Consider the following 20,744-nt stretch of genomic DNA (forward strand, 5'->3'; position numbering starts at 1 on the left):
TGGAACTAGCTATGCATCCTCAGTCGCGCAAAAAAGTCGGAAACGATCAGCCTGGTGTCCACATGTGTGTAAATTCTCCGGTACGGCGAGACGCTGGTTTCATCGTATGTGCAGGTGATGTCCTCAAGTCCCGTCACAATGAGGGGGGCGCTGTCTCCGAGACACCATAAGGGGCCAAATTTGACGAAGTCGGGCACTACAAGGCTGTTGAACCGCTTCCACAACCAAGCACCGCCAGCCCCTGCATCCCTCAGTGAGTAATCGAGCTCGCCGACAGAAATGATGACCTTCCGGTAAGTCTCGGACGGAAACTGCCACACTGGGAGTTGTTGATTAGCAAGGACGAAACGCGCGGCCGCAGGGTCAGTGTAGTAGTTGTACTCGTCCTCATCCTCGCCCGCTGCTGACCCCCCGACCCATGCGAGGGTGATCGAGCCTGCTATTTCAGGCTGAAGGAGGAGTGCGTCAGCGACATTCGTAAGGGGTCCGGCACACACGAGGATTAGAGGGACATCTCCGGCTGACCCGGCGGCTTCAATGATGGCCCGTGCAGCAGCCGTCTCTCGAGGTTTCCCGCTGAAGGGAGTGTCCGCACCGGAGCGGACACTGGCGAGCTCAGGGCGTTTCAGAACAAGGAGCAGATCCTCAGCGAGGTCTGCTCCAACCCGTGCCATGCCCTCCGGAGGGCCGAACATTGGGTTGGTCAATGAGCTGGTTATGGCGACGATTTCGTTGGCGGGAGATAATGCATGGTGCGCCAACCCGAGAAGGCCGTCGGGATCGCCCGCCCAGTCATTGTCAAGGATGACGCGACAACGCGGCTCGACCGAAATCATAGTCATTCGCCGTTCCGCCCGTCACGCGTAAGGGCTGTGGGGCATAGCGACGGATGAGGACTTTGTGCAGGATCGACTGGGGGCTTCCCCGTTTCATTTTTTGGACCTGACTCACTTGTAATGTGTGCCATTCATAACTCCGCTTCTTCAGGCGATGCCTGATTATGTCGAAACACTGAAATCAGCATGACTTGCTCTGACTTCACGGGTGATTGCTTATTTCATTTGGGATACCGTAAACGCTCGCGCAGCCGATGAAGCTGCGGCATGATGCCGTATATGACGACTGGCACAGCTGTCGTCACCACGAAGAAAGGTTCGCAGGATTGAGTGAAGCGTTGCGAGCCAGTCTCCAAAGATGAGGTTGATCGCGGTCAGTGTAGGAAATACCGCGATCCAGATCATCAGTGCCATCTGGTGTTTTGTCGGCGGGGCAAGAAGGTCTTGATGCTCAGCCGGTGAGCTGCCGGTAGCCGCACTCACTGGCTTATTAGGTGCTTTGCCGCCGAACCTTGATTCCACCACATGCGCTGGTTGTTCAGCCCGCTACCGAAGCAGCAATGTGGAGAACGGAGCTGAAGCGGTGCGTGCCGCCGCCCACGGTTCGGAGCTCACCGCCCGGAAGCACGACGTCGGCCTCCACCCCCTCGGGTACCGTCGCCTCGAGGTGGAGGGCGCCGTCGTCGAGCCGCCACTCAACCTGAACGGTTCCGTGCGGGGTCCTCAGTGAAGTCCTGGCCCAGTCGATGTCTCCGCCGGGAACCGGTGCGATCCGTACCTTGCTGTAGCCCGGGGCTGCCGGGCTGATGCCACCGACGGTCTTGTGCAGCCATCCGGCTACGGCGCCCAGGGCGTAGTGGTTGAAGCTGGTCATCTCGCCTGGGTTGATGGTGCCGTCGGGCAACATGGAATCCCAGCGTTCCCATACCGTCGTGGCTCCCATGGTCACCGGGTAGAGCCAGGACGGGCAGCCTTCCTCGAGGAGCAGGCGGTAGGCCTCGTCCATGTAGCCGGTATCGGTGAGGGCGTGGGTGATGAACGGCGTGCCGGCGAACCCGGTGGAGACCCGATAGTTGTTGTCCCGGACAAGTTCTGCCAGGCGGCCGCCGGCGAACTTCCGCAAGGTGGGGGTCTGGAGCACATCGAAGGCAAGGGCCAGGGCGTACACCGTGGTGCAGTCGCTGTGGATAGTTCCATCTGCCGCCACGTAGTGCTCCCCGAAGGACGCCCGGACCCGGGCTGCCAGCTGTTCGAAGTACGCGGCGTCGTCGGTCTTCCCAAGGAGCCGGGCAGCCTGGGCGGTGAGGCATGCCGTCCGGTACAGGCAGGCGGTGGCGACGACGCCTGTATCTGCCTTGGCGGCCCACGGCTGGTCCGGCGCGGCGTCGGGATCCAGCCAGTCACCGAACTGGAAACCCCTGTCCCAAAGCCCGGTGGGTGAAAGCAGAGTTTCCACCCGGCGCGTGTGCGCGGTCATGGATTCGTACTGGTCCTGCAGCACGCTGATGTCCCCGTAGGCTTCCCACAACGCCCACGGTACCCAGACGGACGCCTCGCTCCACAGCGCGGATGACTCCGGCGAAGGGAACTCGGCCGGCTGGGAGCAGTACTTCAGCGCATCCGGAACGGTGATGGGCACCAGGCCGTCGGCAGCCTTCTGCTCAACAGCAAGATCCAGCAGCCAGTCCTGCAGGAAGCCTTTGACGTCGTAGAGGAAGGCAGCGGTGGGAGCGAAGACCGCAATATCACCGGTCCACCCGAGCCTCTCGTCGCGCTGCGGGCAGTCGGTGGGCAGGTCCAGGAAGTTGCCACGCAGGCCCCAGACGATGTTGCGGTGCAGCTGGTTGACCAGTTCGTTGGAGCACTCGAAGGTGCCGGTGCGCTCCAGGTCAGAGTGCACCACTACGGCCTCAAGCGATTCTGCGGTGGGCGTTCCCGGCCAGCCGGTGACCTCGGCATAGCGGAAGCCGTGGAAGGTCTTGGTGGGTTCGAAGACGTCCTGCCCGCCGGAAAGAACGAAAGTGTCTGTTGCCTTGGCCGAGCGCAGGGGACGGGTGCCCAGCTCGCCGTCCTCCAGCACCTCGGCGTGCCGCAGGGTGATAACGGAACCCGCCTCCCCCTGAATTGTGAATCGAAGCCAGCCCACCAGGTTCTGACCGAAATCCACCAGCGTCTTGCCGCTGGGCGAGGTGGTGATTTCCACCGGTTTGACCACGGCGGTACGCACCACGGGCGGGCTAACCGGCTCTGCCAGCCGGTCGACGTCGAATTCCAATTCCTGCACGCCCGTCCAGGTGCCGTCATCGAAGCCCGGCTCCGCCCAGCCGGACTGGTTCCGGCGCGCATCGATGGTTTGCCCGTCATAGAGATCGTTGAATGTAGTGGCGGACGGGCCAGACTGCCAGGAGGTATCCGACGCTACCGACTGGACGTGTCCGTCTGCGAACTCGATGTCCAGCTGGCCGAAAAAACCGAGATCCTTGCCGTAGAGGTTGGATTTGCCGTGCCAGGCGAGCCGGCCCCGGTACCAGCCGTTCCCCAGTTCCACGCCCAGCACAGAGGACGGGGCAACCAGGGCGGTCACGTCGTAGGTGCGGTAGCGGAGCCGCCATTCGTAGGAGCTCCAGCCCGGGCTCAAGACATCCTCACCTACCGGAACACCGTTGATGAAAGCCTCGTAGACACCGAAGGCGGTTGCCCGCAGGGTGGCTTTGGCCACGGCGCCGTGACCCTCCGCCACCCGGAACTCCTGACGCAGGCGCGGGGCGCCGTCGAAGTCCTGCTCAGGGGTGATCATCACTGCGAGCCAGGGTGTCTGCGTCATGTAAAGGGTGTCCGATCTGCTGGGCCGGCAGTGCCGGCGGCGGGGAAGGTCAATAATTCGAAAAGGAACTGGTCAGGATGCGTAGTGGCAGGCGACTTCAGAGCCGCCCACCAGCCGGAGGGCGGGACGCTCTGTAGCGCACAATTCCGTTGCAAGCGGGCAACGGAGCCGGAAGGGGCACCCGCCCGGAGCGGGAGTAGCAGCGGCACCTGTTCGAACGCCCAGGGATTCACGAGCCTCACGGCGGGCGGCCTGCTCGGCGGGCCGCGGCACCGGGGAAGCTGCAACGAGCGCCTGGGTGAACGGGTGCCTGGGGTTCTCGGTGACGGCGGCGGCAGGGCCGCTTTCCATTACCTGGCCACGGTAAAGCACCACCACACGCTGGGCGAGGAACTGCACCACGGCGATGTCGTGGGCGATGAACAGATAACTAAGGCCGCGTTCCTCACGGAGATCGGCCAGAAGGTTCAGCACCTGCGCCTGCGTGGAGAGGTCCAGCGCGCTGACAGCTTCATCGCAGACCACCAGCTGGGGATCGCAGATGAGCGCCCGTGCAACGGAAATCCGCTGCCTTTGCCCGCCGGAAAACTGACTGGGGTATCGGTCAACGGCGTCGCGGGGCAGCCCCACGCGTTCCAGCATGTCCTCGGCACGCTGCCTCGCCTCGGTCGCGTTCACGCCACGGAGCCGGAGAGGTTCCGCAAGCGAGGAGCCCACCGTGTTCCGGGGGTTCAGCGAGGAGTTGGGGTCCTGGAAGACCGCGCGGAGTTCCCCGCCCAAAGCCCGGCGCTGGGAAGCGCCGGCGGACGTGATGTCCCTGCCCTGGTAGGTAATGGTTCCGGCAGTAACCTTCTGCAGGCCCAAGATCGCCTTGCCGATGGTTGATTTGCCGGAGCCGGACTCCCCTACCAGGCCCACGGTTTCACCGGGGGCGATGCTGAAACTGACGCCGTCAACAGCAGCCGGAGTGGCCGCCGCTATTCGCCCGCGTCCGTAACGGACCACCAGGTCCTTGACTTCGAGCAGCGGCTGGGCGGCGGCGGGCCGTGCCGATTCAGGGCGGACCGAAGTTGCGGTGCTCATGAGTGATCCTTTTCAGCAGTCCGGTGTTCCGGTCCGGCGGGAGGTGCTCCTGCGTCGACCAGCTTCAGAACCTGGTGGGCGGGTACGTCGGTGGCCACCCAGTCCAGGCCTTCGACGGCGAGTTCGTCCGCCTTGACGCAGCGCACCAGGCCGTCGCCGGTTCCGGAGGGCAGCAGCGGGATAGGGACCAGGCACGCAGAGCCGGCGAACTGGCAACGGGCTGCGAAGCGGCACGTGCTGGGCCAGTCCTTGGGCTGGGGAACCTGGCCCTCGATGGTGGCCAGCCGTTCGGGCATGTCCGTCGCGTGGTTGGCATGCGGGTCCGCAGCCAGCAGGGCGAGGGTATAGGGGTGGCGGGGATTGTCCAGGATGCTGTCTGTCCGGCCGTTCTCGACCACCTCCCCTGCATACATGACAGCTACCTGGTCACACAGGTCGGCCACTACGCCAAGGTCGTGGGTGACTATCACCACGGACATCCCGGTGTCCTTCACGAGACTACGAAGCAGAGACAGGATCTCGGCCTGCACGGTGACATCCAGCGCCGTGGTGGGCTCGTCCGCCACAAGCAGGCGCGGTCGGCCCGAAAGTGCCAGGGCGATGGCCACGCGTTGGGCCATACCGCCGCTGATTTGGTGCGGGTAGGTCTTCAGGATGCGCGCAGCGTCAACGATGCCCACTTTTTCCAGCAGGTTCAGGGCCTCTGCCTTCGCGTCGGCCCTGCCCATCGCCCGGAGACGTCGGATGGCGGCGGTGAGCTGGTAGCCGACGGTGAACATCGGGTCCAGTGCACGCATGGGTTCCTGCGAGATGAGGGCGATCCCGCGTCCGCGGACGCCTTCCGCCTCCTTGTCGGTAACCGCTGCCATGTTTTTGCCGTTCCAGAGAATCTGCCCGCCGGTCACTGACACGCCGGACGGCAGCAGTCCCAACAGCGACAGCGCGGTCATGGTCTTTCCGCAGCCGGATTCGCCAACCAGGCCCAAGACGGTGCCCGGCGCCACATCGAAGGAGACGTCAGTAACCAGGGGGACACCATTGTCCACGCCCACAAAGAGGTTGCGGACCATCAGGGTGTCCTTCCCAGCGGCATCGTTTCCGCTGCCAGGGCCTGCTGCAGCGGCACGTGCCGTGGCTGCTTTTACGGACTTCGTCCGTTGGCGCCGGGCGGCTGCCGAAGGCAGGTGGGAGGCTGCGGCGTTCGGTGCCTTCCCGAGGGCGTTGCCGATCGCGTTGGCAGACAGAACCGTCAAGGCAAGCACGGCGCCGGTGGGAACCATAAGCCAGGGTGCGTTGTAAAGGTTCTGGGACGCGCTCTGGATCATGGCGCCCCAGCTGGGTTCGGGGATGGGCGGGCCGAACCCGATAAAGGCCAGACCGGCCTGGATGAGCATGCCGACGGCGAAAATCAATGCCGCCTGGACCACGATGGTGTTGGTCAGGCCAGGCAGCACATGACGAAGGCTGATCCCCACTGTGCTGACGCCGTCCACCTTGGCGGCGTCAACGTACAGCTGGGACTGCAGGGATTTTGCCTGGCCCAGCATCACGCGGTAGATACCGGCCGAGATGAGGATGCCCAGGATGGCCATGACTAACGGGATGTTGGTGCCCACCACGCCGATTACAGCCAGGATGATGACCGTGCCGGGCAGGGACATCAGAATTTCGGTGACGCGGCTGATGACGTTCTCCACCCGATCGCCTGCGGCGGCTGCCAGCATGGCCAGCAAAGTGCCGAGGCCGATGGCGACGATGACCGTGATCATGGACGTCCCCAGGGTGCCGGCAGCGGCGCTGAAGATGCGGCTCAGGATGTCCCGTCCCAGCTCGTCGGTTCCGAGCCAATGGGCGGCGGTTGGTCCGGAAAGGACTGCCGTGAGGTCCTGGTCCTGGGTTTTGTAGGGCAGCCAAAGCGGTGCCGTCAGGGAAGCGGCCACAATTGCGGCCAGCCAGACCACCCCGGCGATGCTTCCCGGTGCGGAGAAGAGCTTGTTGGCCGAGAAGCGCTGGACGGCCCGGCGGCCGGAAGTCTTGGGAAGAACGGTGGTGGCCGGTTCAGACGAATCGGCCGGTGCGGGGGCAACGTTGGGAATCATGAGGTACGCAACTTCGGATCGAGGAACTTGGTGGCGAGTTCAAGCACCAGGTTCACGGCAACCACCACCACTGTGGCGATCACCACCACCCCCTGAACGGACGGGGCATCATGGGTGCTGACGGAGGTCTGGACAGCCTGGCCCAGACCAGGCATGGCGAAGAGCTGCTCGGCGATGACGGAACCGCCGAACAAACCGATGAACTGCAATGCAATCCCTGCCACAATAGGCAGGCTGGCGTACCGCAGGGCGTGAACGTACAGGATTTTCCAGGTGGGGGTAGCCGTGGCCCGGAGCGTCCGGATGTGTTCCTGCTGCAGTGCCTCAAGCATGGAAGCCCTGGTTTGGCGGGCAATGAACGCCGCTCCGCCCACGGCCAAGGTCAGCACAGGCAGCGCCAAGGACAGCGCCCAATCCCGGGGGGAAACCTCAAACGGGACGTAGCCGGTAGCCGGAAAGATGGAGGCTTGCACCGCAAACAGGTACACAAAGATGATGCCCACCCAGAAGTTGGGAAGAGCCACGCCCAGGCCGCAGACACCGCCAATGATCCGCTCGGCAACGCCGCCACGGACAGCCGCGGTCACGCCCATCGCGATGCCCAGGATCGCGCTGAGCAGGGTTGCACCGGCAGCAAGGGACGCCGTGACCGGAAGCCTGCTCGCGAGGTCGCCGCTGACTGATCGTCCGTCGATGAGCGAGATCCCGAAGTCACCCTGGACCGCGGCACCGAGCCAGTTGAAGAACTGGACCAGCAGGGGATCATTCCAGCCCAGGCGCTGGTTGACCTCCGCAATTGCTTCCTGTGTAGCACCGGATCCAAGTGATACCGCTCCCGGGCTGCCCGGCGTTGCGTGCACCAAAAGGAAAGCCAGGACAGCAACCACAAACACGGTGGCCAGCGCCATCAGCAGGCGCTTGGTGATGAATAGTGCCATGGTGACCTCCATCGGTCAGGCCCTGCCGGGCGGACGCTCCTGTGTGATGAGGAGCGTCCGCCCGGCAGGGGCCGGTATCAGTTGGCGGGCTTGTAGGACGACAGGAGGGGGAAGACGTTGGCGCCGGCGAACTCCACAGGGGCGATTTTTTCCGGGTTGTAGCCCTGGTTGGTCAGGATTTCGTAGATGGGAATTATCCAGCCGGACTCCACCAGGCGCTTGTTGAGTTTGGTCAGCGCAGTTTTGCGGGCGGCGTCGTCTTTGGCTGCGGCAGCCTCGCCGGTGGCGGCGCTGAGTTGTTCGTCGGTGGCTTTGTGCACGTTGGTGAAGCCGTTCAGGATGACGCCGTACATCAGGCCAACCGGGTTGTGCCAGCCCAGCGGCGGGTATCCCATGGGCGTGGTGGAAACTGAGGCGAAGAGCTCGTCCGTGGAGGCGGGAACCTTGATGTTCATGGTGATGCCTACGGCGGCGAGGTCTTTCTGAATGACCGGCATGTCGGTATCGGTCGCTGCGGCCACAATTGTGAATTCGAAGCCGTCAGGGTAGCCGGCCTCGGCCAGCAGTGCTTTGGCCTTTTCGGGGTTGTAGGCGTATTCCGTCTCCAACTCCTCAGTGAAGCCGAGTGAGTCCTTGGGCAGGGCGCTCCAGGACGGGGTGTCCCCCTTGTGGAGTGCTTCCACCAGAGCTTCACGGTTGATGGCGTACTGGAAGGCCCGGCGGACCTTTTCCTCCGCGAAGGCCGGGGTGGTCTTGCCGGTCTTGTCGAACGCGACCAGGGCCTGCATGGTCCCGCCCGCGCGGGAGACTCCCATCTTCTTGGATTCTGCGAACTCCACCATGGGTGAGGTGAGTTGGGCAACATCAGCCTGGCCGGAAACCAGCGCGTTGGCCCGGGCCTGGGGGTCAAGGACCACGCTGAAGATCACCTTATCGAAAGCGTACTTCGCAGCATCCGGGTACTCCTCCTTCTTCACCATCACGTATTTGTTGCCCTTCACCGTGGAAGGGTCGATGGTGTAAGGCCCGGACCCGGCAGGGGTGGCGGCCAGGCTCGCCGTGTCAGTGACACCTGCCTTGCCCACAATCATGCCGGTGGGGGAAGCCAGGTTCTTTTCGAAGCCGGGCTGCGGCTTGGCGAAGTTGAGGGCCACCTGGGTGGGGCTGATGACGTCCACAGAAGTGATCTCCTGCGCCCCGCCCGGTGCTACAGCGGAGTAAGCAGTCAGGGCAGGATCGGAGCGGCGGTCCAGGTTGCCCTTCACCAGCTCAGCGTCGAGGGTGGAGCCGTCAGTGAAGGTCACGCCCTCTTTAAGGGTCAATGTCAGGACTGTGTTCTCTGCGTTGTATTCGAAGGCGGTAGCCAGGCCTGGACCTACAGAGCCGTCTTCCTGCAGGGCCATCAGGCTTTCATACAGGCCCTCGAAGAACGGGCGCTGCGCATCTGCAACCCGCAACGGATCGTAGCCGAACGACCCGGAGTCAAACTCGACCGCATAGGTCAGTGTGCTGGTATCAGCCTTTCCGGCAGATGGGGCCGAGCCCCCGCTGCATGCACTTAACGATCCCAACAGGAGCGCCCCGGCCAGAACGGCGGAGCTCCCACGTGCTGTGGAGTTCAAAAGTTTCATATATTGCGCCTTTGCATCCTGATGTGACAACGGAGAAACAGCTTGGGGGCTGGCAGCTCGCCGGCTCCCCTCAAGCATCGACCGGGGGCGCATCCTGCTCACATGACAATGTCATTCAATGAAAAAGTATTGTGGCCCCGGTCACGAAGCGGGCAAGGATGGAAAGCCAGGGCAGCGAAGCCCGGAGCGCCCCAGCCGGGCGCTGAACCGAAAGGAACCATATGACCACCGCCGCATCACCATTCCCTCAGGACTTTCTTTGGGGCGTAGCGAGCGCAGGGCACCAGGTGGAAGGAAACAACGTCAACAGTGACATCTGGTTCCTGGAGCACCTTCCTGGCACCATGTTCTCCGAACCTTCCCTTGACGCGGTGGACCACTACCACCGCTATCGTGAGGACATCGCGCTCATCGCCGGCCTCGGATTCACCACGTACCGGTTTTCGCTGGAGTGGGCACGCATCGAACCGGAAGAGGGATTTTTTTCTCAGGCTGAGCTGAATCATTACCGCCGCGTTTTGGAAGCCTGCCATGAGCACGGCCTCACCCCTGTAGTGACGTTCCACCACTTCAGCTCCCCCTTGTGGCTCCTCGCCAAGGGTGGCTGGGAAGTTCCACGCACGGCTGAGTTCTTTGCGCGCTACTGCGACCGGGTCATGGCGCATATGGGTGAGCTCATCGGCGTGGCCTGCACCCTGAACGAACCCAACCTGCCGTTTTTGCTTTTGGAATTCGGGGTTCCGGGCGGTTCCAAGGAGTCCCGCGCGAATCTCCCCATGTTCGCTTCCGCCGCGGAGCGGCTGAACCTGGAGCCGCGGCAAGTGGCACCCTTCCATTTCGTAGCAACTGCGGAGTCCTACGATGTGCGCCTGGCCGCTCACCACGCGGGCCGCGATGCAATCAAGGCCCACCGGCCCGACCTTCCAGTGGGATGGACCCTGGCCAACACGGACATCCAGTTTGTCGAGGGCGGCGAGGAACGCGCCGACAGAGTACGGCGCGACGTCAACGAGCGTTTCCTCAACGCCTCCCGGGGCGATGACTTCGTGGGCATCCAGACGTATGGCCGTACCATCTTCGCCGCAGACGGTCTGGCACCGGCACCTGCCGGAGCCAAACTGAACCAGTCAGGCGAGGAGATCTACCCGCAAGCCCTCGAAGTCACCATCCGGGAGGCCCACCGGATCGCCGGCATTCCGGTAATAGTCACGGAAAACGGCCTGGCCACGGAGGATGACACGCAGCGGGTGGAGTACCTTCGCGCCGCGGTGGACTGCGTGGCTTCATGCCTGGCGGACGGCATCGACGTCCGCGGCTACATCGCTTGGACGGCGTTCGACAACTTCGAATGGATATTCGGCTACGGGTCCAAGTTCGGCCTCATCGCGGTGAACCGGGACACCCAGGAACGGACGCCAAAGGAAAGCGCCCACTGGCTGGGCAGCCGCGCCCGCGAACATGCAGCAGCGGTCAATGCTTCCGGGGGCACCACAGCCCAGCTGGGCAAGTCACCCCAGCCCGCCTGACCGCCGTCGCTCTTCTTCCTTCAAGCTTTCGAAAGGCCCTGCTCCATGCCCGGACCACTGGACGGCATCACCGTCGTCGACCTCACCCGCGCCTTGGCCGGACCCCACGCCACCATGATGATGGCTGACCTGGGCGCACGCGTCATCAAGGTCGAATCGCCGCAGGGCGGTGACGACACCCGGGGTTGGGGGCCGCCTTTCGTTGGTAGTGAGGAAGACCGACAATCCACGTACTTCCTGTCCTGTAACCGGAACAAGGAATCCATCACCGTGGATATGAAGAGCGACGGCGGTGCGGACACTCTGCGCCGGCTCATCCGAAACGCCGACGTGCTGGTGGAAAACTTCCGCCCGGGAACTCTGGACCGACTCGGTTTCAGCCCGGAAGCCATCGAGGAGCTCAACCCGCGGATGGTTGTCCTCTCGATCTCAGGCTTTGGCCATGACGGTCCCGAGGGAGGCAGGGCCGGCTATGACCAGATTGCCCAGGGGGAAAGCGGTTTGATGTCCCTCACCGGGTCCGGACCGGATGATCCGCAGCGGGTGGGCGTTCCTATCGGCGACCTGTTGGCAGGAATCTACGGGGCCTACGGGGTGCTGGCTGCATTGCTCGATCGGGAAAGGACAGGGCGTGGGCAGGTGGTGCGGACCTCACTGCTCGCGTCCCTTGTTGGCGTCCACGCGTTTCAGGGCACCCGCTGGACCGTGGCCGGCGAAACCGGCCTGGCCCAGGGAAACCACCACCCCTCCATCGCCCCTTACGGCCTGTTCCGCTGCGCGGACGGAGCCGTGCAGATCGCCGTCGGTTCCGAGGGGCTGTGGTCGCGTTTCGCAGCCTTTGCAGGTTTGGATCCTGCCGATCCGGCGTTTGCGTCCAATGCCGCGAGGGTGGCCAGCCACTCCAGGCTGGTTGCCTGCATTGAAGAGTATTTTTCCGGGCACAAGGCCGAAGACCTTCTAGGGGCCTTGAAGGCGGCCGGCATTCCTGCAGGGAAAGTCCGGAGCGTGAAGGAAGTCTACGAATGGGAGCAAACCAGATCGCAAGGACTGGTGCTGGCTGTGGAGCATCCGACGCTGGGCCCGATAGAGCTTCCGGGACCGCCGCTGCGGTTCTTCGAGCATGCCGGAGTTGAGACCACCCGTAATGAGCACACGGCTCCGCCGCTGCTGGGGCAGCATGACGCGTCGGTTGCCCGGTGGCTGGAACAGACGGTACCTGCATGACGCCCCTGCCCCCCGTAGCACGGATCCGACCGGAAGAGTTACTGGCCCTGACCCTGGACACCGGAAGCTTTCTGTCCTGGGACCAGCCCCTCCCCCCGCTGGCCATCGAAGAGGGCTACGGGGAAGAGTTGGCCGCCGCTCGGTTGAAGTCCGGGCACGACGAATCAATCATCACCGGTGAGGGGCGCATTAAGGGCCAAAGGGTAGCCGTTGTCCTGGGCGAGTTCGCCTTCCTTGGTGGTTCCATCGGCGTCAATGCGGCAACAAGGATCACCGAGGCAATCCACCGGGCAACACAACAAGGCCTGCCACTGCTGGCCTCTCCCGTCTCCGGTGGAACCAGGATGCAGGAAGGCACTGCGGCATTTGTCCAGATGGCCCGGATCACAGCCGCTGTCAACGCCCACAAACACGCCCACCTGCCGTATCTGGTTTATCTGCGGCACCCGACCACCGGTGGCGTGTTTGCGTCATGGGGGTCGCTGGGTCACATCACCGCAGCCCAACCCCAGGCCATGATCGGTTTCCTGGGGCCGAAGGTCTATAAAGCGATCTCCGGCGAGGACTTCCCGGCCGGCATCCAGCAGGCCGAGAACCTTCACAGGCATGGAGTCGTGGACGCCGTGATTGATCCGAGGCATCTGCGCAGTTTTATTATCCGCATTCTCAACGTGGTCTATTCAGCCTTCTCGGTTATTACACACGACCTGCCGGCGTCGGATGTTGAAGACACCGGCGACACCGACGCGTGGTCCTCCGTAACCCTATCGAGGCTTCCGCAGCGTCCCGGCCTGCGGAAGTTCCTGAGCCAAACCGCAGTGGATGTCATCCCGATTGGCGGAAGTGCCGGGGATCCGGGCGGCACCGTTTCACTCGCATTGGCGAGGCTGGGCAACCAGGGAGCGGTCGTCGTCGGGCTTGACCGTGAAGCGGCCGACGACGGTGCTCGCTTTGGTCCCGCAGAATTGCGGGAGGCGCGGCGCGGCATGAATCTTGCCGCGGGCCTGGGGCTGCCGCTGCTCACCGTCATTGACACTCCGGGTGCGGACCTCTCGAAAGAAGCGGAGGAAGGCGGCCTTAGCCGTGAGATTGCTTTTACGCTTGCCCGTCTGCTGGAGCTGCCCGTTCCCACGGTAACGCTGCTTCTGGGCCAAGGTGCCGGTGGCGGTGCGTTAGCGCTCTTTCCGGCGGACAGAATCATCGCCCTCAGCAGCAGCTGGCTGGCGCCGCTCCTCCCCGAAGGAGCCAGCGCCATCATGCACGAAGACACCCAACATGCAGCGTTGATGGCGCGGCGGCAACGAGTGGGCGCCGCAGCCATGCTGCTAGACGGCCTGGTCGATGAAGTGGTGGCGGAACCCTCCGGCACCGAGGGCCACAAGCCTGATTTCTGCGGGCGCGCCGCTTCCGCTGTAGCGCGGCATCTAGGCGAGCTTGCAACCCGGGACCCCGATGTCCTCGTGAGGGAACGCTCCCGGCGCTACTCCACAGGAGCCGCCCTTTACCATGCGCATTGATGCATCGGCACGATAGAACCAGGACAACCGCCATGAACGGTACATCAACTACGCCTATCAAAAGCGGGCAATCATCTCCGCCCACAACGCCGGGCAAGTAAGGACATCATGCAACACCTCAAAGACCGCATACTCTTCGGCGCCGCGTACTATCACGAGTACCAGCCAACTCCCCGCCTGAGCGAAGACATGCGCCTCATGAAGGAAGCAGGCTTCACGGTTATCCGTGTCGGCGAGTCCGTATGGTCGACCTGGGAACCCGAAAACGGCACATTCGACCTCGAGTGGCTCGCCCCGGTCCTCGACGAGGCCCACGCCAACGGAATCCGCGTAATTTTAGGAACCCCCACCTACGCCGTTCCCATGTGGTTGGCTCGTTTGTACCCGGAAATCAACGTTCAGCGGCGCACAGACGAGCCGATGGGCTGGGGCGTGCGTCAGGAAATCGACTACTCGCACCCCGCTTTCCTCTTCCATGCCGAGCGAATTATCCGAAAAATAATCTCCAGGTACGCCGACCACCCATCCGTCATCGGATTCCAGGTCGACAACGAACCAGGCAACGAAATCTTCTACAACCCGCAGGTCTTCCAGCGCTTCGTCGACTACCTACGGAACAAGTACGGCACCGTCGAGGAACTCAATAAGGAATGGGGTCTCACCTACTGGTCCCACAGGCTCTCCACCTGGGCGGATCTCTGGACACCCGACGCAAATGCCCAGCCTCAATACGACCTGGCATGGAGGACCTTCCAAGCCGAGCTGACAACGGACTTCATCGCCTGGCAGTCCCACATCGTGCGCGAATACGCCCGACCCGACCAGTTCGTCACCACCTGCATCTCGTACGAACGGCGAACCGCCCAGGACGAACAACTCACCAAAGCGCTCGATGTCACTGCAGGGAACCCCTACTACCGAATGCAGGACAGCCTTGCGCTGCCGTCACTGCAAGATCCAAAAGACCAAAACTGGACGACCTCCGGAACCTGGGCGCTTTACGCCACAGCTGACCGCATGTACGGCTCCAAGCAAGCACCCTTCCTCGTCACCGAAACCAACGCCCAAGCAATCGGGATGTCCTGGTCCAACGAACCAGCTTATGACGGTCAATGGCGACAGGTAGCCTGGGCGCTCGTATCCCGCGGCGCGGCCATGATCGAATACTGGCACTGGCACACACTCCACGCCGGGGCAGAAACCTATTGGGGCGGGATCCTTCCTCACAGCCAGGAACCGGGGCGCGTCTACCAACAAATCGCTGCCCTCGGGGCAGACTTCGCCTCGGCCGGCGACCGCGTTACCGGACTCATCCCCGACAGCGATGTGGCCATCCTCTTCTCTAACCACAGCAAGTGGGCCTTGGAGGAGCACCCCAATCTCGGTGAAACATCCGGCCCCAATACCCGGTCCTTCCAGACCACCTTCGATACCTTCGCCCGAGCCGCCTTCAACGCCGGCCTGCAAACCAACACCGTCCATCCTTCGCAACTAACGACAGAGGAACCAGGCGAGTACGCGCAAAAGAACCCCGTGCTGGTCGCAGCCGCCTTCACTATAGCCACCGACAAGGACCTGCAGTGGCTCGAATCGTACGCGAAGGCCGGCGGACATCTGATCGTCGGCATTCGCACAGGATACGAAGACCATGAAGGACGGGCACGACTAGAACGCAAACCGGCGTTCCTTAGCGCAGCTGCAGGGGTCTTCTATGACGAATTCAGCAACTTGAGTACCCCGCTCCCGCTCACTGCCGGCCCCGGCGCGGCTGAACTGGGTTTCAGCATCCCTGACTCAAGCACCGCCACGCTTTGGGCCGATGGGCTCATTCCGGACGGCGCTCACACACTTGTCCGCTACGAACATCCACATTTTTCGCGGTTCCCGGCCATCACCACCAAGGAACATGGACACGGCCGAGTAACCTATGTGGGAACGCTTCCAGACGTTGGGCTCACCAGCGCACTCCTGAAATGGGCAGTCGACTTGGGCTTAGACGCCCAAACACTGTGGAGGGCACCCGAACCATCCCAGACAGTTACAAGTGCGACGAACCAGCACGGTGAACGGGTCCACTTCGTACATAACTGGGCGTGGGAACCCAGCACCTTCGTTCTTCCAGCCACCGTGATTGACGCCATTACCGGCAAAAATTACCCTGCGGGAGAACCCCTTCCGTTGGACGCCTGGGACGTCCGCGTGCTTGCGGAGCAACCATGACCCAACACCGAGTTCTCCTGCGGACCTGTGACTGCCTGCTTCTCCCCAAATTGCCAGGTACAGAACACCCCAAGCTGACGACGAGAGATCCAAAAACCAGGTGGACACGCGTCTGTCGCAACCCACAACCGGGGACAATCCGCACAGGTTAAACGCCGCTACTGGGGCCTGGGAGCTACTCCAACGGCTCCCAGGCCCCAGCCGTGGATAACCCGAATTGACCCCCAACCGGGGACTGTTCAAGTCGCCCTCGTGGCAGGAAGCACAAACATGTCCGGGCGTGGGCAGGTTGACGAATCTTCATTATCGGCGTTCGATAAGGACAGGGGGAGCCTCCCAAATGGCACCTCTAGTCTCTTTTGGACAGAGCTGTCAGGAGAGACGTGCAACGCTTCGACGTGATGCCCCGCGTGTTGTTCCAAACTGTGTCACACCGCCAGGAGCTGCCTGCTCGTATTCCCTTTGCATGCCATTCGTGACATTCGTCTTAGCCGACCTTCTGTCGGCGCGGTTGTGTCGCTCCCGTGACTCGGTGGCGCGATCCGGGCTGGAAACCCAAGGACCTTTCCGTACTTTCGAAAGGACCCGCCATGTCCCCTTCCATTTCATCGTCCGGCCGCGGGCTCGCGGTGGGCAGCCGCACAACCCCACGTTCTTCCACCCGGCTGCGGCTGCTTATTGCGGCGCTCCTAGCGGTAGCCTTCACAGAGGAGGGATTTCATCAAGGGCTGGGTAGCATAGGAGTTAATTGAATCCCCCACGGGCCCTGCTCCCGCTAATGAGAACTCCCGCCGTACACCGGGCGAGACTTCGCGGCCCCTGACTGACAACAAGGTCACGACCTCTCGATACACCCCAAGCTGACAAAGGACTCCTTGCCTAGACGGCAGAAGCAGTAGGAATTGGTTCTCCACTATGCTGCCGCCGCCCATAGCCGGGGACACTTCTCGTAGGTTATCCACCGCTGCTGCTGCCAGGGAGCTACCCCAACGGCTCCCAAATCCCAGCCGTGGATAACCCGGATTGACCCCCAGCCACGGACGGGCCAAAGCCGCCACCAGTTCCGGCCGCGTGATTAGCAAGCACGGGTTTGCCCGGCAGAGGCAGGCTGACGGAATATCCATTATTGGCTCTTCGAAAATCTATTGGCTCTTCGAAAATCGCGGGGAGTGGCGTCAGAAGGGGCTCTGCCGGGACATTCCGCTCGGCTTATTGCGCCACTCGACTGCTTGTTAGGTCACAAGCTGAGGGTGCGTCGCGCCTCGGGGGTGTCTTCGTAAACGCGCCATTCGTCGAACCGGCCGCCACGGATGACGGCGGACCAGAGCGCGGGGCCGTCCAGTTCAGGATGGCCGGGACATACGGAATATCCCGAGACGCTCACAGCCTCGTCGTTGGCTGAAAATGCTACGAAAACGTTGCGGTACGTCGGGTGGGCAAGGAAGAAGCCGCGCCAGGCGTTTAGGCATGCGTCCTTTCCGCGGATCGCTACACCGCCGGTATCAATGAAAGTGTGCTCATCCGACATCAATTCGGCAAGACCACCAACATCGCCTGTGTTAATGCAGTCGTTAAACCTCGTCAGCAACGCGGAATAGTCATTCATGCGTACAGAGTAATCCTTGCCCGGAATGACGGCGGGCCGCGCAGCAGACTTGACTGCCCAAGTCCGTACTAGAGGCGGCAGCTCCCGGCCCGCTCCCCTACCGTCGAACCAAGTACAACATACGTAAGGACGGTTAGCGGCTCTTCTGGAGCGGGGTCGAAAGGGGTCGCCTGCCCCGCCGCAGGAACTGGCGGCGGGGCAGATCTTTAGATGCTCAGGAGCTTGGCGGCATTTCCTGATGCAAGGGCTTCCTTGACTGAGGGTTCAATTTCGACGGTTCGAAGAAACTCGGTGGCAGTTTCTGCGGATTGATAGGGGTAATCGACGGAGAACAGTACTCTGTCGCTGCCCATGGCCTGAAGGGCACAGTGCAGTGGCGGAGCGCTCTCAACCCCGGCCGTGGTGACGTACATGTTCTCGCGGATGTAGTCAGAGGGTTTCCGTGCCAGCGGTGAGGCGTGCTGGAGTACGGCCCATCGGTCATCGAGACGGTCCAGCGTGAAGGGCAGGCCCTCTCCCATATGGCCCAGCAGGATTTGAGCTTCGGGGTGCCTGTCGAAGACGCCGCCGGCGACAAGGCGCAGTGCGTGGGATGCAGTTTCAAAGCCCCAGCCCCATACTGGTCCGGCGAGCTCGGGGTAGCCCTGAAGCGGCGGCAGTGGTGCCGGGGAGAAGGCCGGGTGAATGTAAAGCGGGACTTTTAGGTTGGACAGCTCCGCCCAGAGAACGTCGAAACGGGGGTCATCGAGATAGGCGCCGGCGGTGTGGCCGTTGACCAGGACGCCTTTGAACCCGAGGTCCAGGACGACTCGTTTGAGTTCGTTCACGGCTTCTTGTGGGTCCTGGGTGGGAAGGGCGCCGAAGGCTGCAAATCTTTCGGGGTGTTCACGTACTACTTTGGCCATCACGTCATTGCTTCGCCTGGCTTTTATAACAGCGTCTGCGCTGCCGCTTTCGCCCTGGACTCCGGGGGTTGTCAGGGACAGGACCTGAACATCGATTCCGGCTGCGTCCATTTCGGGGAGACGGATGTTCTCGACGTCGCTGATCCTTTGGGCTATGGATTCGGCGAAATCGGGTACGAAGGCTCCTCCTTCACCTTTGCTGTAGTCGGGTGTGGCGAAGTGTTCTTCGAGGGTTATGACCCTCATTCCGTTGATCATGACTTAGTTCCCTACTGTCTTAAGGTTGTTGAGGGTTTCCTGGCCGTTGCGGATACCGACGACAACGAGCAGTGCGAGGATCATGCCGATTGCGGCGACGACCGCGAACACGTAGAAGTTCCACTGTGCCGGCATTCCTGCCCCGAGGATGACGCCGCCGATGAGCGGGCCCATGATTGCGCCGAGGCGTCCGACGCCCAATGCCCAGCCCAGGCCGGTACCGCGAATTTCGGCGGGGTAGATGGAACTGATGAAGACGTTGACGAGGATTTGTGTGCCTAGGGTGCCGGCGCCTGCCAGGGCGACCAGGGCGAACATGACGGCGGTAGGCGGGCCGAAGCTGAGTGCCGTGACTGCGAGGCAGCCAATGGTGAAGAGGGCAGCAACGACCGGCTTGGTCCGGCCCTTGTCGGCTATGCGGGCGGCGATGAGCGTTCCGATGACGGCACCAACGTTGAGCGTTACCGCGAAGAAGAGGGCGGACTGCAGGTTGTATCCCATGCCGATCATGATGGTTGGCAGCCAGTTGACCATGCCGAACACCAGGAGCAGGCTACAGAACTGGACGCCCCACGCGAGCAGGGTGTTGCGCGCCAGTCCGTCTTTGAACAGTGCGGAGATTGACGATGCGGCGCTCTTTCGCGTGACTGTTTGGCCTTCCGCTGTCAGGGATTTTGCTGCCAGCCAGGCCTCCGACTCAGGCAGGAGCTTGAAGGCTACCGGGACGAGCAGAATGGGCAGGGCCCCTACCCAAAAGAGTGAACGCCAGCCGAGCGTCGGGATGAGCGCCAGAGCGAGAACCCCCGCAAGGATGCCTCCGGCGAGGTAGCCGAAGAGGGTGAAGGAGTAGGCCATGGCTTTGCGGCGCTCGGGAGCGATCTCAATAACGAGTGCCGTGACCGTTGGAAACAGTGCGCCCAGACCGAGCCCACCGATGATTTTTGCGATCTCGAATACTTGTGCGTTGGGAGCTGCGGCGCATACAGCCATGGCGATGGAGAACCATGCCAAGCTGGCGACGACGACGCTCTTACGGCCGAAGCGGTCAGAGAGAGTACCGGCTGTTAGTGCGCCGATGAGCATTCCGACCAGGGTCAGAGAGGCGATGCGACCGGCTACAGCAGGCGTGATGCCCCACCCGGGTTCGGCGATCAGGGAGGGGATGACGTTGCCAAAGACGATGAGGTCGTAGCCGTCGAAGAGAATCATGGCGGCGCAGATCCCTATGACGAGACCGCTGCCCTTTCCTGCGGCTGGAGCCAGCGGTGCTGGTTGGGTTGACATGGTGTTGCCTTTCTCAGGGTTTGGGGGCGGCAATCGCGGTACGTCGGCGGGCCGTGATTGCCAGGTAGGTCACTTCAGGACCCCGGACCCGGGTGGGCCTGAGGTTTTGCTTAGGGTTGGAAATGTCGGTGGGATAGGTGTTTAGAGTGCAATGTTCGTGGGGTTTTCATCTGGCCTCAGCCCCGTCATGGTGGGGCTGCTGCAGCGTGGTGGTCGGCAGCCAACTGCTGCGTTGTTGTTCAAAGGATGTGATCAACGCGGCGCTTTGGAGCGTCAGGTCGATGTCATCAAGTCCGTTGAGCAAACGCCAGCGGGTGTCTTGGTCGAGCTGGAAGGAAATGACCAGCTGGCCGGCGTGTATGGTCCCGTTTTCCAGGTCGACCCGGAGCGCAAGGTCCGGTGTGTCCTCCACTATGTCCAAGAGCCGGTTCACGTCCTCTTCGTCGACCTGGGCCGCCAGCAGCCCGGCCTTGCCGGCATTTCCGCGGAAGATATCGGCAAACCGTGGAGAAATCACCACTTGGAAGCCGTAATCCATCAGCGCCCACACGGCGTGTTCCCGGGATGATCCGGTCCCGAAGTCCGGACCGGCGATGAGGATCTTCGCGGTAGCGAACACGGGGTGGTTGAGAACGAAGTCGGGCTTTGTTCGCCAGGCGGCAAAGAGCCCGTCTTCGAAGCCGGTCCGGGTGATCCGCTTCATGTAGCTGGCCGGGATGATCTGGTCGGTGTCGACGTTGGTGCGCCGCAAAGGAGCGCCGGTGCCTTCGATAACCCTGACCGCTTGGATTGG

14 protein-coding genes are annotated in these 20,744 nt (G+C 62.5%); 4 read left to right on the forward strand and 10 right to left on the reverse strand.

All coding sequences use genetic code 11. From position 1 onward, the window contains the following. Positions 1–5: 5 nt before the first annotated feature. From NXY83_RS18120 to NXY83_RS18145, 6 genes are all read right to left on the reverse strand, one after another. Positions 6–842, reverse strand: a complete 837-nt coding sequence (locus NXY83_RS18120; protein ID WP_258803603.1) for a nucleoside hydrolase — start codon at positions 840–842, stop codon at positions 6–8. 532 nt (positions 843–1,374) lie between these two features. Continuing rightward, the gene (locus tag NXY83_RS18125) at positions 1,375–3,660 is read right to left on the reverse strand and encodes a glycoside hydrolase family 78 protein (protein WP_258803604.1); all 2,286 of its coding nucleotides are present in this window, start codon (positions 3,658–3,660) and stop codon (positions 1,375–1,377) included. A gap of 72 nt (positions 3,661–3,732) precedes the next feature. After that, entirely contained in the window at positions 3,733–4,743 is a 1,011-nt protein-coding gene (locus tag NXY83_RS18130) for an ABC transporter ATP-binding protein (RefSeq protein ID WP_258803605.1), read from the reverse strand. Further along, on the reverse strand, positions 4,740–6,842 hold the full coding sequence (locus NXY83_RS18135; RefSeq protein ID WP_258803606.1) for a dipeptide/oligopeptide/nickel ABC transporter permease/ATP-binding protein: 2,103 nt from the start codon (positions 6,840–6,842) through the stop codon (positions 4,740–4,742). Before NXY83_RS18135 ends, NXY83_RS18130 begins: the two co-directional genes overlap by 4 nt. After that, positions 6,839–7,792: an ABC transporter permease gene (locus NXY83_RS18140; RefSeq protein WP_309484098.1), complete on the reverse strand. Its 954-nt coding sequence runs from the start codon at positions 7,790–7,792 to the stop codon at positions 6,839–6,841. Before NXY83_RS18140 ends, NXY83_RS18135 begins: the two co-directional genes overlap by 4 nt. Positions 7,793–7,857: 65 nt before the next feature. Further along, positions 7,858–9,411, reverse strand: a complete 1,554-nt coding sequence (locus tag NXY83_RS18145; protein WP_258803608.1) for an ABC transporter substrate-binding protein — start codon at positions 9,409–9,411, stop codon at positions 7,858–7,860. Between the two features lie 221 nt (positions 9,412–9,632). Here NXY83_RS18145 and NXY83_RS18150 point away from each other — a divergent pair, with 221 nt between their 5' ends. The 4 genes from NXY83_RS18150 to NXY83_RS18165 all read left to right on the forward strand — a co-directional run bounded on the left by NXY83_RS18150 (position 9,633) and on the right by NXY83_RS18165 (position 15,898). Further along, positions 9,633–10,937 carry a glycoside hydrolase family 1 protein gene (locus NXY83_RS18150; RefSeq protein ID WP_258803609.1) on the forward strand — a complete coding sequence of 435 codons (1,305 nt, stop codon included), beginning with the start codon at positions 9,633–9,635 and terminating at the stop codon, positions 10,935–10,937. Between the two features lie 45 nt (positions 10,938–10,982). Then, on the forward strand, positions 10,983–12,161 hold the full coding sequence (locus NXY83_RS18155; RefSeq protein WP_258803610.1) for a CaiB/BaiF CoA transferase family protein: 1,179 nt from the start codon (positions 10,983–10,985) through the stop codon (positions 12,159–12,161). Beyond that, positions 12,158–13,678 carry an acetyl-CoA carboxylase carboxyltransferase subunit alpha/beta gene (locus tag NXY83_RS18160; RefSeq protein WP_258803611.1) on the forward strand — a complete coding sequence of 507 codons (1,521 nt, stop codon included), beginning with the start codon at positions 12,158–12,160 and terminating at the stop codon, positions 13,676–13,678. Before NXY83_RS18155 ends, NXY83_RS18160 begins: the two co-directional genes overlap by 4 nt. Positions 13,679–13,786: 108 nt before the next feature. Continuing rightward, entirely contained in the window at positions 13,787–15,898 is a 2,112-nt protein-coding gene (locus NXY83_RS18165; protein ID WP_258803612.1) for a beta-galactosidase, read from the forward strand. Between the two features lie 1,237 nt (positions 15,899–17,135). On the opposite strand, the gene NXY83_RS18170 is transcribed toward NXY83_RS18165, so the two are convergent. The 4 genes from NXY83_RS18170 to leuD all read right to left on the reverse strand — a co-directional run bounded on the left by NXY83_RS18170 (position 17,136) and on the right by leuD (position 20,741). Beyond that, a complete protein-coding gene (locus NXY83_RS18170) occupies positions 17,136–17,504 on the reverse strand; it encodes a nuclear transport factor 2 family protein (RefSeq protein WP_258803613.1) in 369 nt (122 codons plus the stop codon). 206 nt (positions 17,505–17,710) lie between these two features. Next, positions 17,711–18,667 (reverse strand): amidohydrolase family protein, encoded by a 957-nt coding sequence (locus NXY83_RS18175; protein WP_258803614.1) that lies wholly within the window; start codon positions 18,665–18,667, stop codon positions 17,711–17,713. A gap of 3 nt (positions 18,668–18,670) precedes the next feature. After that, complete coding sequence (locus NXY83_RS18180; RefSeq protein WP_258803615.1) at positions 18,671–19,951, reverse strand: MFS transporter; 1,281 nt, start codon at positions 19,949–19,951, stop codon at positions 18,671–18,673. 166 nt (positions 19,952–20,117) lie between these two features. Beyond that, positions 20,118–20,741, reverse strand: coding sequence for a 3-isopropylmalate dehydratase small subunit (leuD, locus tag NXY83_RS18185; protein ID WP_258806322.1), 624 nt, complete (start codon positions 20,739–20,741; stop codon positions 20,118–20,120). Positions 20,742–20,744 lie beyond the last annotated feature (3 nt).

It is taken from the genome of Pseudarthrobacter sp. NS4, from assembly GCF_024758005.1.
In the GTDB taxonomy this organism is placed as follows: Bacteria; Actinomycetota; Actinomycetes; order Actinomycetales; family Micrococcaceae; genus Arthrobacter.

Excerpts from the sequence above, each read along its gene's own strand:
- NXY83_RS18120 (WP_258803603.1), bottom strand. The coding sequence starts at position 842 with ATGACTATGATTTCGGTCGAGCCGCGTTGTCGCGTCATCCTTGACAAT.
- NXY83_RS18125 (WP_258803604.1), bottom strand. The coding sequence starts at position 3,660 with ATGACGCAGACACCCTGGCTCGCAGTGATGATCACCCCTGAGCAGGAC.
- NXY83_RS18130 (WP_258803605.1), bottom strand. The coding sequence starts at position 4,743 with ATGAGCACCGCAACTTCGGTCCGCCCTGAATCGGCACGGCCCGCCGCC.
- NXY83_RS18135 (WP_258803606.1), bottom strand. The coding sequence starts at position 6,842 with ATGATTCCCAACGTTGCCCCCGCACCGGCCGATTCGTCTGAACCGGCC.
- NXY83_RS18140 (WP_309484098.1), bottom strand. The coding sequence starts at position 7,792 with ATGGAGGTCACCATGGCACTATTCATCACCAAGCGCCTGCTGATGGCG.
- NXY83_RS18145 (WP_258803608.1), bottom strand. The coding sequence starts at position 9,411 with ATGAAACTTTTGAACTCCACAGCACGTGGGAGCTCCGCCGTTCTGGCC.
- NXY83_RS18150 (WP_258803609.1), top strand. The coding sequence starts at position 9,633 with ATGACCACCGCCGCATCACCATTCCCTCAGGACTTTCTTTGGGGCGTA.
- NXY83_RS18155 (WP_258803610.1), top strand. The coding sequence starts at position 10,983 with ATGCCCGGACCACTGGACGGCATCACCGTCGTCGACCTCACCCGCGCC.
- NXY83_RS18160 (WP_258803611.1), top strand. The coding sequence starts at position 12,158 with ATGACGCCCCTGCCCCCCGTAGCACGGATCCGACCGGAAGAGTTACTG.
- NXY83_RS18165 (WP_258803612.1), top strand. The coding sequence starts at position 13,787 with ATGCAACACCTCAAAGACCGCATACTCTTCGGCGCCGCGTACTATCAC.
- NXY83_RS18170 (WP_258803613.1), bottom strand. The coding sequence starts at position 17,504 with ATGAATGACTATTCCGCGTTGCTGACGAGGTTTAACGACTGCATTAAC.
- NXY83_RS18175 (WP_258803614.1), bottom strand. The coding sequence starts at position 18,667 with ATGATCAACGGAATGAGGGTCATAACCCTCGAAGAACACTTCGCCACA.
- NXY83_RS18180 (WP_258803615.1), bottom strand. The coding sequence starts at position 19,951 with ATGTCAACCCAACCAGCACCGCTGGCTCCAGCCGCAGGAAAGGGCAGC.